Annotated in this window: 10 protein-coding genes and 1 tRNA gene; all 11 read left to right on the forward strand. The window is 67.9% G+C overall.

The window, feature by feature from the left end:
• Positions 1–189: 189 nt before the first annotated feature.
• The gene (gene dnaA, locus ACFVWW_RS09490) at positions 190–1,956 is read left to right on the forward strand and encodes a chromosomal replication initiator protein DnaA (protein ID WP_386877019.1); all 1,767 of its coding nucleotides are present in this window, start codon (positions 190–192) and stop codon (positions 1,954–1,956) included.
• 860 nt (positions 1,957–2,816) lie between these two features.
• Positions 2,817–3,947, forward strand: a complete 1,131-nt coding sequence (gene dnaN / locus ACFVWW_RS09495) for a DNA polymerase III subunit beta (RefSeq protein WP_384178327.1) — start codon at positions 2,817–2,819, stop codon at positions 3,945–3,947.
• A gap of 77 nt (positions 3,948–4,024) precedes the next feature.
• The gene (gene gnd, locus ACFVWW_RS09500; RefSeq protein ID WP_384178330.1) at positions 4,025–4,903 is read left to right on the forward strand and encodes a phosphogluconate dehydrogenase (NAD(+)-dependent, decarboxylating); all 879 of its coding nucleotides are present in this window, start codon (positions 4,025–4,027) and stop codon (positions 4,901–4,903) included.
• Between the two features lie 47 nt (positions 4,904–4,950).
• Complete coding sequence (gene recF, locus ACFVWW_RS09505) at positions 4,951–6,096, forward strand: DNA replication/repair protein RecF (protein WP_386877022.1); 1,146 nt, start codon at positions 4,951–4,953, stop codon at positions 6,094–6,096.
• Positions 6,093–6,686 carry a DUF721 domain-containing protein gene (locus ACFVWW_RS09510; RefSeq protein WP_386877024.1) on the forward strand — a complete coding sequence of 198 codons (594 nt, stop codon included), beginning with the start codon at positions 6,093–6,095 and terminating at the stop codon, positions 6,684–6,686. The genes recF and ACFVWW_RS09510 overlap by 4 nt, the downstream gene beginning before the upstream one ends.
• Before the next feature lie 451 nt (positions 6,687–7,137).
• Positions 7,138–9,216: a DNA topoisomerase (ATP-hydrolyzing) subunit B gene (gyrB, locus tag ACFVWW_RS09515; protein ID WP_384178339.1), complete on the forward strand. Its 2,079-nt coding sequence runs from the start codon at positions 7,138–7,140 to the stop codon at positions 9,214–9,216.
• Positions 9,217–9,267: 51 nt separating this feature from the next.
• Complete coding sequence (gyrA, locus tag ACFVWW_RS09520) at positions 9,268–11,931, forward strand: DNA gyrase subunit A (protein WP_386877026.1); 2,664 nt, start codon at positions 9,268–9,270, stop codon at positions 11,929–11,931.
• Between the two features lie 3 nt (positions 11,932–11,934).
• On the forward strand, positions 11,935–12,639 hold the full coding sequence (locus tag ACFVWW_RS09525) for a DUF3566 domain-containing protein (RefSeq protein ID WP_384178346.1): 705 nt from the start codon (positions 11,935–11,937) through the stop codon (positions 12,637–12,639).
• 58 nt (positions 12,640–12,697) lie between these two features.
• A tRNA-Ile gene (locus tag ACFVWW_RS09530) sits at positions 12,698–12,771 on the forward strand.
• Positions 12,772–12,960: 189 nt separating this feature from the next.
• Positions 12,961–13,095: a DLW-39 family protein gene (locus ACFVWW_RS09535; RefSeq protein WP_219852833.1), complete on the forward strand. Its 135-nt coding sequence runs from the start codon at positions 12,961–12,963 to the stop codon at positions 13,093–13,095.
• Positions 13,096–13,364: 269 nt separating this feature from the next.
• On the forward strand, positions 13,365–14,759 hold the full coding sequence (locus tag ACFVWW_RS09540; protein WP_386877029.1) for a hypothetical protein: 1,395 nt from the start codon (positions 13,365–13,367) through the stop codon (positions 14,757–14,759).
• Positions 14,760–14,773: the final 14 nt, after the last annotated feature.

The following is a 14,773-nucleotide window of genomic DNA, read 5'->3' on the forward strand; positions in this document are numbered from 1 at the left end:
ACGCGCGGCTACGCCATCCGGTCAAACCAGCTCAGCGCCGGGCTCCATTGTGCACAGGCTGTGGACAACAACTTGAACCGCGCGGGTCGGCCTGACTACCTTGACTGAACTCCGGATTCTTTTCCTGCCGGTCTTCCCACCCCGTCCCGAGAACCACACATTCGTGGGACCTGCGAGAGAGCGTGCCTTGTGGCTGATGTACCTGCCGATCTTGCCGCAGTGTGGCCACGAGTGCTGGAGCAGCTCCTCAGGGAGGGCCACCAGGGCATCGAGCCCAAGGACAAGCAGTGGATCGAACGCTGCCAGCCCCTCGCCCTGGTCGCCGACACCGCGCTCCTCGCCGTCCCCAACGAATGGGGCAAACGCGTCCTCGAAGGCCGCCTGGCCCCCCTCATCAGCGAGACCCTGAGCCACGAATGCGGCCGGCCCATCCGGATCGCCATCACCGTCGACGACTCCGCCGCCGAGCCCACCCCGCCGGCCCCTCCGCTGCCCCAGCAGCACCGCTACCAGGGCCCGCAGCACGACGAGCCGCGGCAGAGCGATACATACGACAGCTACGGACACCGCCCCTCGGACGACGGCATGCCCTCGGTACGCCCCGCGTACCCGGACTACCAGCAGCAGCGGCCCGACCCCGGCGCCTGGCCGCGTACCCAGGAAGACCTGTCCTGGCAGCAGCCCAGGCTCGGCGGCTACCAGGATCGCGACCCGTACGCCACCGCCCGCCCGCAGCAGCCGCAGCACGACTACCGGCAGCCCCAGGGCTCCGAGCGTTCGCCGTACGAACAGCACCAGGACCGGCATGATCTGCAGGAGCCCCCGTCACCGCATCACGGCGGCGGGCACAACGGCGGTCCGCGCGGCGGAGCGACGGGACCGCTGGGCGCACAGCCCGCCCCAGCGCCCGGGCCCGGCGAGCCCCATGCCCGGCTCAACCCCAAATACCTCTTCGACACCTTTGTCATCGGCGCCTCCAACCGGTTCGCGCACGCGGCGGCGGTCGCCGTCGCCGAGGCGCCGGCGAAGGCGTACAACCCGCTCTTCATCTACGGGGAGTCCGGGCTCGGCAAGACCCACCTGCTCCATGCCATCGGGCACTACGCGCGCAGCCTCTACCCCGGCACGCGCGTGCGGTACGTCAGCTCCGAGGAGTTCACGAACGAGTTCATCAACTCGATCCGTGACGGCAAGGGCGACACCTTCCGCAAGCGCTACCGCGATGTCGACATCCTCCTGGTCGACGACATCCAGTTCCTGGCGAGCAAGGAGTCGACCCAGGAGGAGTTCTTCCACACCTTCAATACGCTCCACAACGCCAACAAGCAGATCGTGCTGTCCTCGGACCGGCCGCCCAAGCAGCTGATCACCCTGGAGGACCGGCTGCGCAACCGCTTCGAGTGGGGCCTGACCACCGACGTACAGCCGCCGGAGCTGGAGACGCGCATCGCGATCCTGCGCAAGAAGGCGGTTCAGGAACAGCTCAACGCCCCGCCCGAGGTGCTGGAGTTCATCGCCTCCCGTATCTCGCGCAACATCCGCGAGCTGGAGGGCGCGCTCATCCGGGTCACGGCGTTCGCCTCGCTCAACCGGCAGCCGGTGGACCTCGGCCTCACCGAGATCGTGCTCAAGGATCTGATCCCGGGCGGCGAGGACGCGGCCCCGGAGATCACCGCGAGCGCCATCATGGCGGCGACCGCCGACTACTTCGGTCTGACGGTGGAGGACCTCTGTGGCTCCTCACGGAGCCGGGTGCTGGTGACGGCACGCCAGATCGCGATGTACCTCTGCCGCGAGCTCACCGATCTCTCACTGCCGAAGATCGGTGCGCAGTTCGGCGGCCGCGACCATACGACCGTGATGCACGCGGACCGGAAGATCCGCGCGCTGATGGCCGAGCGGCGTTCCATCTACAACCAGGTCACCGAGCTCACGAACCGCATCAAGAACGGCTGACACAGCCGGCGCCTGGCCTGCTGAGGGCGCTCAGGGACACCGTCCGAGACGGTCCCGGGGCGCCTTCGTCATGCCGCGGGCCCCGCGGCGACCCCGTCGGCAGGTCGGTGCCACGTCATCGCTGTTCGAATACATGGCGGCGCGGAGGACTTCTCCACAGATTGTCCGGCGCTCTTCTATCCACAGCCTGGGGATGGCGAAGTTGTCCAGACTGTGTCCACAGGGAGACCCGCCAAAATGACATCAGGCCAGGTCAGCACCCTGTGGAATTGTGAGTCCCGGTGCTCCACAGACTGTGGATGGAAAAGTCTTCCACAGGGCAGCGGGTCAGTTGTCCACCGACGGCCCACAAGCCTGGTGCTGTTGCCCACAGGCTGTCCACAACCCTGTCCACTGTTCGGCAACGAAACGCGCGGGATCGCTGAGTCGAGTGAAAGGCGTCACACCAAGGACCCCGGTTGGGCTGTGGGGAACTTGGGTAAAGCTGGGGACAGGTCTGGGGAGAAGTACCCCTGTCCTGTGCATCGGCTGTGCAGAACTTTCGGCCGTCCACAGAAAGAGCGAGTTGTCCACGGGCTTCACCCACAGGGTCGGTGGACAAAAAAACGGGTCTGACCTGCGCGGATGGCGTTATCCACGGTTTCCACAGGCCCTACTACTACTACCACTCAGAGTTAACGGGGAATCTGCTTCGAAGCAGGGCCTGTGCACAACTCGCCGCTGGAGCGCCCGGCCCCCGTTGCGTCGACTTGACCCACGGCCGCGCCGACTGTCGGTGCCGTACGTCAGACTGGTCCCCGGCATCACAGCCGACGACGAAGGCCAGCAGGGCGAGCGAGCAACAGCAGGAGGCGGTTCCGGTGAAGATCCGGGTGGAGCGCGATGTACTCGCGGAGGCAGTGGCCTGGGTGGCCCGCAGCCTTCCGGCCCGTCCGCCGGCGCCCGTCCTTGCGGGCCTGCTGTTGAAGGCGGAGGAAGGCGCTCTCAGCTTCTCCAGCTTCGACTACGAGGTCTCGGCGCGGGTTTCGGTCGACGCGGAGGTCGAGGAGGACGGCACCGTCCTCGTCTCCGGCCGACTGCTCGCCGACATCTGCCGGGCGCTGCCCAACCGCCCGGTCGAGATCTCCACAGACGGTGTACGGGCGACCGTGGTCTGCGGCTCCTCCCGCTTCACGCTCCACACCCTCCCGGTGGACGAGTACCCGGCGCTGCCGCAGATGCCCACGGCGACCGGCACCGTCCCCGGTGAGGTCTTCGCCTCCGCCGCCTCCCAGGTCGCCATCGCCGCGGGCCGGGACGACACGCTGCCCGTGCTGACCGGCGTCCGCATCGAGATCGAGGGCGACACGGTCACCCTGGCCTCGACCGACCGCTACCGCTTCGCGGTCCGTGAGTTCCTGTGGAAGCCGGAGTCCCCGGACATCTCCGCGGTCGCTCTGGTGCCCGCCAAGACGCTCCTGGACACCGCCAAGGCGCTCACCAGCGGTGACACGGTCACCCTGGCGCTCTCCGGGGCGGGCGCCGGCGAGGGGCTGATCGGTTTCGAGGGGGCCGGACGGCGCACGACCACGCGGCTGCTCGAAGGCGACCTGCCGAAGTACCGCACGCTCTTCCCGACCGAGTTCAACTCGGTCGCGGTGATCGAGACCGGCCCGTTCGTCGAGGCCGTCAAGCGTGTGGCTCTGGTGGCCGAGCGGAACACCCCGGTGCGGCTCAGCTTCGAGCAGGGTGTACTCATCCTGGAGGCCGGTTCCAGCGACGACGCACAGGCTGTGGAGCGCGTCGACGCGCAGCTCGAAGGCGACGACATCTCGATCGCCTTCAACCCGACCTTCCTGCTGGACGGCCTGAGCGCGATCGACTCCCCGGTCGCCCAGCTCTCCTTCACGACGTCCACGAAGCCGGCGCTGCTCAGCGGCAGGCCCGCCGTCGACGCGGAGGCTGACGAGGCATACAAGTACCTGATCATGCCGGTTCGGCTGAGCGGCTGACCCCGCAGGTGAGTAGCCGGGTCCGGGCGTAGGCTCGGCCCCGGGTACGAATCGCTTCAACGCTTAAGGAACGCCTGATGGAGCTCGGTCTCATCGGTCTCGGCAAGATGGGCGGCAACATGCGCGAGCGCATTCGCCGCGCGGGCCACACCGTCATCGGATACGACCGCAATCCGGACCTGGCCGATGTGCACACCCTCCAGGAGCTGGTGGACCGGCTCAAGGGTCCGCGCGTGGTGTGGGTGATGGTTCCGTCCGGGGCCGCGACCCAGGCGACGATCGATGAGCTGGCGGCGATGCTGTCTCCCGGCGATGTCGTGGTGGACGGCGGGAACTCCCGTTGGACGGACGACGAGAAGCACGCGGTGGAGCTGGGCATCAAGGGCATCGGCTTTGTCGACTGCGGCGTCTCCGGCGGCGTCTGGGGCTTGGACAACGGCTATGCGCTGATGTACGGCGGCACTCCGGATGACGTGGCGAAGGTGAAGCCGATCTTCGACGCGCTCAAGCCCGCGGGCGAGTTCGGCTCCGTGCACGCCGGCAAGGTCGGAGCGGGCCACTTCGCCAAGATGGTTCACAACGGCATCGAGTACGCCATGATGCAGGCCTACGCCGAGGGCTGGGAGCTGCTGGAGAAGGTCAACTCGGTCACTGATGTCCGTGAGGTCTTCCGCTCCTGGCAGGAGGGGACGGTCATCCGTTCCTGGCTGCTGGATCTGGCGGTCAACGCCCTGGACGAGGACGAGCACCTGGAGCAGCTGCGGGGCTTCGCGGAGGACTCCGGCGAGGGCCGGTGGACGGTCGAGGCGGCCGTCAACCACGCGGTGCCGCTGCCCGCGATCACCGCTTCTCTGTTCGCGCGGTTCGCGTCCCGGCAGGACGATTCGCCGCAGATGAAGATGGTCGCGGCGCTGCGCAATCAGTTCGGCGGCCACGCGGTCGAGTCGAAGAAGTAACGCCTGAGAAGAAGTAACGCTTGACCGGGGAAGGCCGGCGTACACCCATGCATGTCACGCATCTGTCGCTGGCCGACTTCCGGTCGTACGCCCGGGTCGAGGTTCCGCTCGATCCGGGCGTCACCGCGTTCGTCGGGGCGAACGGGCAGGGGAAGACCAATCTGGTCGAGGCGGTCGGCTATCTGTCGACCCTCGGCAGCCACCGGGTGTCGTCGGACGCGCCTCTGGTGCGGATGGGCGCGGAGCGTGCGGTGATCCGGGCCGCGGTCACCCAGGGCGAGCGTTCGCAGCTGGTCGAGCTCGAGCTCAATCCGGGCCGGGCGAACCGGGCGCGTATCAATCGGTCCTCGCAGGTCAGACCGCGTGATGTGCTGGGGATCATACGGACCGTGCTGTTCGCGCCGGAGGATCTGGCGCTGGTGAAGGGTGATCCGGGTGAGCGGCGCAGGTTTCTCGACGAGCTGATCACGGCGAGGTCGCCCCGGATGGCGGGGGTGCGGTCGGATTACGACCGGGTCCTCCGACAGCGGAACACGCTGCTGAAGTCGGCGGCGATGGCGCGGCGGCACGGCGGCCGCGGGATGGATCTTTCGACGCTGGATGTGTGGGACCAGCATCTGGCGCGCGTGGGGGCGGAGCTGCTGGCGCGGCGGGTCGAACTGATCGCGACGCTGCAGCCGCTGACGGACAAGGCGTACGAGCAGCTGGCGCCCGGGGGCGGTCCGGTGTTGCTGGAGTACCGCTCCTCGGCCGGTGAGGCATCCGGGGATGCCTCGGGTGAGGCCGCGCATACGCGCGATGAGCTGTACGAACAGCTGCTGGCCGCCCTGGTGGGTGTGCGCAAGCAGGAGGTCGAGCGGGGGGTGACGCTGGTCGGTCCGCACCGCGACGATCTGGTGCTCAAGCTGGGGCAGCTGCCGGCGAAGGGGTACGCCAGTCATGGCGAGTCCTGGTCCTATGCGCTCGCCCTGCGGCTGGCCTCGTACGACCTGCTGCGTGCCGAGGGCAATGAGCCGGTGCTGGTGCTGGACGACGTGTTCGCCGAGCTGGACGCGCGGCGGCGGGAGCGGCTCGCGGAGCTGGTGGTTCCGGGTGAGCAGGTGCTGGTGACCGCGGCGGTGGACGATGACGTGCCGGGTGTGCTGGCGGGGGCGCGGTGCGTGGTCGCCGACGGCGCTGTGGAGCGCGTATGAGCGGCCTGGGGAGGCTGGGCGGATCAGACCGGCCGGAGCCGCCCGCCGAGCTGCCCGAAGGGGCCGGGGCGGCGGGGCCTGTCGAGTCGTCGGGTGTGGATCTGGCGCGGGTCGCGTTGCGTGCGGCGAAGGAGCAGGCGCGGGCGCGTGGCGCGGCGGCGCAGCAGAAGAAGCAGGCCAGGCGGGGTGGCGGGCTGCGTTCCGGGGCGCGGGCCGATGGCCGTGATCCGCTGCCGCTGGGTGCGGCGATCAACCGGTTGATCACGGAGCGGGGCTGGGAGACGCCGGCCGCCGTGGGCGGTGTGATGGGCCGGTGGCCGCAGATCGTCGGCGAGGACGTGGCGAAGCACTGTGTGCCGCAGCGGTACGACGACGGCAACGACGAGCGGGTGCTGACGGTGCAGTGCGATTCGACGGCGTGGGCGACGCAGCTGCGGTTGCTGGCGCCGCGGCTGGTGGCCCGGCTGAACGAGGATCTGGGGCACGGCACCGTACGGGTGATCAAGGTGCTGGGGCCCGGGGGGCCGCCGCAGCGGTTCGGGCGGCTGCGGGCGCCGGGAAGCAAGGGTTCGGGGGACACGTACGGCTGATGGTGGGGGGTTCGCCTTGACGGAGGGCGGGCTCGCGCCTGGCCTGTCCGTCGCGCCCCGCTGGGTTCCGTACGGCTGTGACGGGGGCCCTGAGCCGCCTGTGCGCCGGGTCTCCCATGCCTGCTCCGGGCCTGTCTCCTCCCTCTGTCCGTCCTCTCGCGCGCGGCGCGATGACCGGGGAATGCGGCTGAGGAGAGTGAGGCGTCCCTCACCGTAGCGGGAGGTTGACAGGACGAAGCGCTCAACGCCCGTGTGAGCCTCCTGGAGCCCCTTCCTGAATATGGGGAGTCGGGAGGCGCTCATTCAGGGCGGCACATGCGGACTCAGGTACCGGCAAACCCCCATTCGGGTCGGCGCTACCGGTAGACTGGCTGCAAATCCCGCTGTGCTTGCGGGACACGTCGACACAAGCCGAACGACGCAGCCGCTCCCGCTTGCTCGGAAACGGCCTGTGCTGTGCCAGAAAGGGCGCTTCGTGGCCGATTCCGGCAACCCCCCTGAGAAGACTCCGTCCATTGCCACTGGTGAGCACGGCGAGGTGACCGCCTCCTACGACGGCAGTGCCATCACTGTGCTGGAGGGCTTGGACGCGGTCCGTAAGCGGCCAGGCATGTACATCGGTTCAACCGGTGAGCGTGGGCTGCATCACTTGGTGACCGAGGTCGTCGACAACTCTGTCGACGAGGCCCTGGCCGGGCACGCGGACACCATCGACGTCACGATCCTCGCCGATGGCGGGGTGCGGGTGATCGACAACGGTCGCGGTATCCCGGTGGACATCGTGCCGTCCGAGAACAAGCCGGCCATCGAGGTCGTGCTCACGGTGCTGCACGCGGGCGGCAAGTTCGGCGGCGGCGGGTATGCCGTCTCCGGTGGTCTGCACGGCGTCGGCGTCTCGGTCGTCAATGCCCTGTCGTCGAAGGTCGCGGTCGAGGTCAAGCGGGACGGCTACCGCTGGACGCAGGACTACAAGCTCGGTGTGCCGACGGCGCCGCTGGTCCGTAACGAGGAGACGTCCGACTCGGGTACGACGGTGACGTTCTGGGCCGACCCGGACATCTTCGAGACGACGGAGTACTCCTTCGAGACGCTGTCGCGGCGTTTTCAGGAGATGGCCTTCCTCAACAAGGGGCTGACGCTGACGCTGACCGACGAGCGCGAGTCGGCGAAGGCCGTCGTGGGCGCTGACGTCGCGGGCACGGACCCGGTCGAGCAGGCGGACGAGGAACTGGTCCGTACGGTGAAGTACTACTACGAGGGCGGCATTGTCGACTTCGTGAAGTACCTCAACTCGCGCAAGGGTGAGCTGATCCATCCGACGGTCATCGACGTGGAGGCCGAGGACCGGGACCGGATGCTCTCGGTCGAGATCGCGATGCAGTGGAACGCCCAGTACAGCGAGGGTGTGTACTCGTTCGCGAACACGATCCACACGCATGAGGGCGGTACGCACGAGGAAGGGTTCCGGGCGGCGCTGACGGGCCTGGTCAACCGGTACGCGCGCGAGAAGAAGCTGCTGCGCGAGAAGGATGACAATCTCACCGGCGAGGACATCCGCGAGGGTCTGACGGCGATCATCTCGGTGAAGCTGGGCGAGCCCCAGTTCGAGGGTCAGACGAAGACCAAGCTGGGCAACACCGAGGCGAAGACCTACGTCCAGAAGGTCGTCCACGAGCACCTGACGGACTGGTTCGACCGCAATCCGAACGAGGCCGCGGACATCATCCGTAAGTCGATCCAGGCCGCCACGGCCCGGGTCGCGGCCCGTAAGGCGCGCGATCTCACCCGCCGCAAGGGCCTGCTGGAGAGCGCGTCGCTGCCGGGCAAGCTGAGTGACTGCCAGTCGAACGACCCTTCGAAGTGCGAGATCTTCATCGTCGAGGGTGACTCCGCCGGTGGTTCGGCGAAGTCGGGCCGTAATCCGATGTATCAGGCGATTCTGCCGATCCGCGGCAAGATCCTGAACGTCGAGAAGGCGCGGATCGACAAGATCCTGCAGAACACCGAGGTCCAGGCGCTGATCTCGGCGTTCGGCACCGGTGTGCACGAGGACTTCGACATCGAGAAGCTCCGCTATCACAAGATCATCCTGATGGCGGACGCCGATGTCGACGGCCAGCACATCAACACGCTGCTGCTGACGTTCCTCTTCCGCTTCATGCGGCCGCTGGTCGAGGCAGGGCACGTATATCTCTCGCGTCCGCCGCTTTACAAGATCAAGTGGGGCCGGGACGACTTCGAGTACGCGTACTCCGACCGGGAGCGCGACGCCCTGGTCGAGCTCGGCAAGCAGAACGGCAAGCGGATCCGCGAGGACTCGATCCAGCGCTTCAAGGGCCTGGGCGAGATGAACGCCGAGGAACTGCGGGTCACCACGATGGACGTCGACCACCGCGTGCTCGGCCAGGTCACTCTGGACGACGCGGCCCAGGCCGACGATCTGTTCTCGGTGCTGATGGGCGAGGACGTCGAGGCGCGGCGGTCCTTCATCCAGCGCAATGCCAAGGACGTCCGCTTCCTCGACATCTGAGTCGGTCTCAGCTGACGGATTCGAAAAGGCCGAAAGGAAAACTGACCAGCAATGGCCGACGAGAACACCCCTGACACCCCCGAAAACGCCGACACCTCCGGCACTCCCGGAACGCCCGGCACCCCTGTCGCCCAGGACACCGTCGAGGCGGTGGACGGTCTGGCGATGCGTGTGGAGCCGGTCGGGCTCGAGACGGAGATGCAGCGCTCGTATCTCGACTACGCGATGTCCGTCATCGTGTCGCGCGCGCTGCCGGACGTACGGGACGGTCTCAAGCCCGTCCACCGGCGCGTGCTGTACGCGATGTACGACGGCGGCTACCGGCCCGAGAAGGGCTTCTACAAGTGTGCCCGCGTCGTCGGTGACGTCATGGGTACGTACCACCCGCACGGCGACTCCTCGATCTACGACGCCCTGGTCCGGCTGGCGCAGCCGTGGTCGATGCGGATGCCGCTGGTGGACTCCAACGGCAACTTCGGTTCTCCGGGCAATGACCCGGCCGCGGCCATGCGGTACACCGAGTGCAAGATGATGCCGCTGTCGATGGAGATGCTCCGGGACATCGACGAGGAGACCGTCGACTTCACGGACAACTACGACGGCCGTAACCAGGAGCCCACGGTCCTGCCGGCGCGGTTCCCGAATCTTCTGATCAACGGCTCGGCGGGTATCGCCGTCGGTATGGCCACGAACATCCCGCCGCACAACCTGCGGGAGGTGGCGGCGGGTGCCCAGTGGGCGCTGGACCACCCGGAGGCCAGTCACGAGGAGCTGCTCGACGCGCTGATCGAGCGGATCAAGGGGCCGGACTTCCCGAGCGGTGCGCTGGTCGTGGGCCGTAAGGGCATCGAGGAGGCGTACCGCACGGGCCGTGGCTCGATCACGATGCGCGCGGTGGTCGAGGTCGAGGAGATCCAGAACCGCCAGTGCCTGGTGGTCACGGAGCTTCCGTACCAGACCAACCCGGACAATCTCGCGCAGAAGATTGCGGACCTGGTCAAGGACGGCAGGGTCGGCGGTATCGCGGACGTCCGCGACGAGACGTCCTCGCGTACGGGCCAGCGGCTGGTCGTCGTCCTGAAGCGGGACGCGGTCGCCAAGGTCGTACTGAACAACCTGTACAAGCACACCGATCTGCAGAGCAACTTCAGCGCGAACATGCTGGCGCTGGTCGACGGGGTGCCGCGCACGCTCTCCCTGGACGCGTTCATCCGGCACTGGGTGACGCACCAGATCGAGGTCATCGTCCGGCGGACGAGGTTCCGGCTGCGCAAGGCCGAGGAGCGGGCCCACATCCTGCGTGGTCTGCTCAAGGCGCTCGACGCGATCGACGACGTCATCGCGCTCATCCGGCGCAGTGACACGGTCGAGATCGCGCGTGAGGGCCTGATGGGGCTGCTCACGATCGACGAGATCCAGGCGAACGCGATCCTGGAGATGCAGCTGCGCCGGCTGGCGGCTCTGGAGCGGCAGAAGATCGTCGCGGAACACGACGAGCTGCAGCAGAAGATCGATCAGTACAACGCGATCCTGGCCTCGCCGGAGAAGCAGCGTCAGATCGTCCGTGACGAACTGACGGTCATCGTCGACAAGTTCGGTGACGACCGGCGTTCGAAGCTGGTGCCCTTCGACGGTGACATGTCCATGGAGGACTTGATCGCCGAGGAGGACATCGTCGTCACCATCACGCGTGGCGGCTATGTGAAGCGTACGAAGACGCACGACTACCGCTCGCAGAAGCGCGGCGGCAAGGGCGTACGCGGCACGAAGCTGAAGGAAGACGACATCGTCGACCACTTCTTCGTCTCGACGACGCACCACTGGCTGCTGTTCTTCACGAACAAGGGCCGGGTGTACCGGGCGAAGGCGTACGAGCTCCCCGACGCCGGCCGCGACGCGCGCGGCCAGCACGTCGCCAACCTGCTGGCCTTCCAGCCGGACGAGAAGATCGCCCAGATCCTGGCGATCCGCGACTACGAGGCCGTGCCGTACCTGGTCCTGGCCACCAAGGCGGGTCTGGTGAAGAAGACCCCGCTCAAGGATTACGACTCCCCCCGCGCGGGCGGTGTCATCGCGATCAACCTCCGGGAGACGGAGGCGGGCGGCGATGACGAGCTGATCGGCGCCGAGCTGGTGTCGGCGGAGGACGACCTTCTGCTCATCAGCAGGAAGGCCCAGTCGATCCGGTTCACCGCAACGGACGACGCGCTGCGTCCGATGGGGCGTGCCACCTCGGGTGTCAAGGGGATGAGTTTCCGCGACGGCGACGAACTGCTCTCGATGAATGTCGTCAGGCCCGGTACGTTCGTGTTCACTGCTACCGATGGCGGGTATGCGAAGCGGACCGCCGTCGACGAGTATCGCGTCCAGGGTCGTGGTGGCCTCGGCATCAAGGCTGCCAAGATTGTGGAGGACCGTGGTTCTCTCGTCGGCGCGTTGGTGGTCGAGGCGACAGATGAGATTCTGGCCATCACCCTCGGCGGCGGTGTGATTCGCACGCGAGTCAACGAAGTCAGGGAGACGGGCCGTGACACCATGGGCGTCCAACTGATCAACCTGGGCAAGCGCGATGCCGTCGTCGGTATCGCACGCAATGCCGAGGCGGGCCGCGAGGCTGAAGAGGTCGACGGGACCGATGCCCCGGGGACCGAAGAGGCCGGTACGGCTGAGGTTGCCGAGGGCAGCAAGTCCTCGGCCGGGGAGCACGAGGAGTAGAGCGTGAGTGGAGCCACGGGCGCCGGATCGGCCGAATCCGGAGGGAACGGTGCTCGTGGCCCTGCCACGGACTCCCAGGGGGTAACGGTGACCGATACCCGGGGGCACAAGCCCCCGTACGAGACGTACGGATCTGACCAGTCGCAGCAGGCTGCTCAGCCGTACCATCCGCCGCAGGCGTATCCCTCGCCGCAGGGCGCGGGGACGCAGGGCGGCCAGCAGGGTCAACAGCGCACTGCCGGGCAGCAGCAGGCGGCTCCGGCCGGTCCCATGGCTGACCCGGGTGCCGCGGCTTCGGCGGTGCGCCGGCCGCGGACGGGGGCGCGGACGACACCGCGTACCCGTAAGGCGCGGCTGCGGGTGGCGAAGGCCGATCCGTGGTCGGTGATGAAGGTCAGTTTCCTGCTCTCCATCGCGCTGGGTGTGTGCACGGTCATCGCGTCCGCGGTGCTGTGGATGGTCATGGACGCGATGGGCGTCTTCTCGACAGTCGGCGGGACGATCAGCGAGGCCACGGGCTCCAACGAGAGCAACGGGTTCGATCTGCAGTCGTTCCTGTCGCTGCCGCGGGTGCTCATCTTCACCTCGGTCATCGCGGTGATCGATGTGGTGCTGGCCACCGCGCTGGCGACGCTCGGAGCCTTCATCTACAACCTGTCGGCGGGCTTCGTGGGCGGTGTTGAGCTCACGCTCGCCGAGGACGAGTGAGGGTCGGCTATCGATTTTGGGGCTGGCCCTGAAGTGCGCTAATCTTCAGGGGCAGCGCGGGGCTATAGCTCAGTTGGTTAGAGCGCATCCCTGATAAGGATGAGGCCACAGGTTCAAATCCTGTTAGCCCCACCGCGACAATCGGCCCGTACGGAGAGCATCCGTGCGGGCCGACTGCATTCCGCAGTTCTTCAGATCGGCTGTTCTTTCGCCCTGGTGAAGCCCGGAGTTGGGTCGCGGGCAGGTCACCGATCGGTATCGGTCGGTGTGTATAGTCGGGCGCCAGAAGTCCCCTACGTCAAGGAAAGACGAGGTCGCGCGGTGAAGAAGCTTCTCTTGGTCGCACTGGCCGCCATCGGCGGGCTCCTCGTGTACCGCCAGATCCAGGCGGATCGCGCCGAGCAGGATCTGTGGACGGAGGCGACCGACTCCGTGCCCGCAGGTACGGGTGTGTGAGACGCAGCAGTCCGAATGCGAGCCCCGGCCGCCGAGCGGCCGGGGCTTCGTGCTGTCCGAGGGCTTCGTGCCGTCCCGTGTTTTTGTGACACGGTGACGGCCTCTTCCATTGATTCGCTTGTGTGAAGTATTCGCTTGCATGAGTGAATGTCGCGAGGCGGACATGCGGGGTTATTCGGATGGGCGCGCAGACAGCGACGGGACCGCCGGGGCAGGATGGACCGGCGCCACGACCGGCGCGGGGCGGCCGAGACGACGAGGGGAAGCGCGTGAAGAGGCAGCGCAGCAGGGGCCGGGTCGCGCTGGCCGGGGCGGCGGCGATGTGCGCGATGGTGGCCCTGCCGGGGCAGGCATGGGCGGCCGGGGAGCCGAACCCCTATGTCTTCCAGCCCGAGGCGAAGCAGATCACCGGAGCGACGACCACGAGCGACGCGAAGCCGCTGGACCCTGGCTCCACCTACCGCGACTCGATCGGTCCTGGCGGCAAGCTCATCTACCGGCTGGACCTCGACGCGAAGACGAACGCCTATGTGTCCGCGGTGGCCGTGCCGAAGCTGGGCACGAAGGTTGCCTTCGGGGACAAGATCGAAGTCTCGCTGCAGAACCGCCAGGGCAACGACTGCAGCTCCAACGACGCGCGGTTCGGCACGTCGGGCGAGTATCCCCGGCCGCTCGCGGCCTACGCCTACCGGCTGATCGAGAAGGGCGCGTACTCCTGCCAGGAGGAAGGTCCGTACTTCGTCGTCATCGAGCGGACCAGTGAGGCCGGCTCGACCCCCGACCCGTGGGACCTGGAGATCCGCCATGTCTCCGAGCCCGGGCTGAAGGAGGCCGGGCCCACCCAGGCGCCGTCGGTTTGGCCCAGCGCCTCCCCCGTGCCGGTCGGCGGCGCACCGCGGGTGCGCGAGGGCGGCACCAGCTTCTACGACGCCAAGGGGCTGGCGCAGGGCGAGTGGACGGCGAAGATCGAGCCGGGCGCATCGCTCTTCTACCGGGTGCCGGTGGACTGGGGACAGCAGCTCTACGCCAGTGCCGACCTGGGCAGCTCCGACGGGGAGGGGTTCGTGAGCGGCGCGTTCGCCGTGTCCCTGTACAACCCGGCCCGGGGGCTCGTGGACAGCAGCGACTCGGTGTCGTACGACGGCAAGCAGAAGACGACGGCCCTCGATCCGCTGCCGCCGGTGGCGTACGAGAACCGTTTCGGGTTCAGTACCGGCGACAAGGACATGCGGTTCGCGGGCTGGTACTACCTGCGGGTCAGCCTCCATCCCGAGGTGGCCGAGAAGTTCGGTGCGAAGCCGTACGGGCTGACGCTGCGGGTGAACGTCAAGGGCCAGGCCAGGAGCGGGCCCGGGTACGCGGGCCCGGCCGGCGACTTCACCGTGACCCCCGAGAAGCTGGACGACGCCTCGAACGGGCAGAGCGGCGCGGACGTGGCGCGGAGCGACACGATGCAGCTGGTCGCGGCGGCCGGGATCGGCGCGGGCACGGTGCTGGTGCTCGGGCTCGGGGTATGGACGCTGCTCGCACGGCGGCGCGCGGACCAGGGGACCGGGCAGTCGCAGGGACCGGATCAGGGCCAGGGGCAGCTACCCGGGCAGGGGCCGGCCGACGCACCGACTCGGCCGACGCACCAGTACGGGCCGCCACCCTCCGGCTGGTAGCGCGGGGCACAGCC

The sequence above is a fragment of the Streptomyces sp. NPDC058198 genome (assembly GCF_042882605.1).
Taxonomy (GTDB): Bacteria; Actinomycetota; Actinomycetes; order Streptomycetales; family Streptomycetaceae; genus Streptomyces.

Bases quoted from the DNA above. Each gene is read 5' to 3' on its own strand.
- gnd (WP_384178330.1), top strand. From the start codon at position 4,025: ATGGAGCTCGGTCTCATCGGTCTCGGCAAGATGGGCGGCAACATGCGC.
- recF (WP_386877022.1), top strand. From the start codon at position 4,951: ATGCATGTCACGCATCTGTCGCTGGCCGACTTCCGGTCGTACGCCCGG.
- ACFVWW_RS09510 (WP_386877024.1), top strand. From the start codon at position 6,093: ATGAGCGGCCTGGGGAGGCTGGGCGGATCAGACCGGCCGGAGCCGCCC.
- gyrA (WP_386877026.1), top strand. From the start codon at position 9,268: ATGGCCGACGAGAACACCCCTGACACCCCCGAAAACGCCGACACCTCC.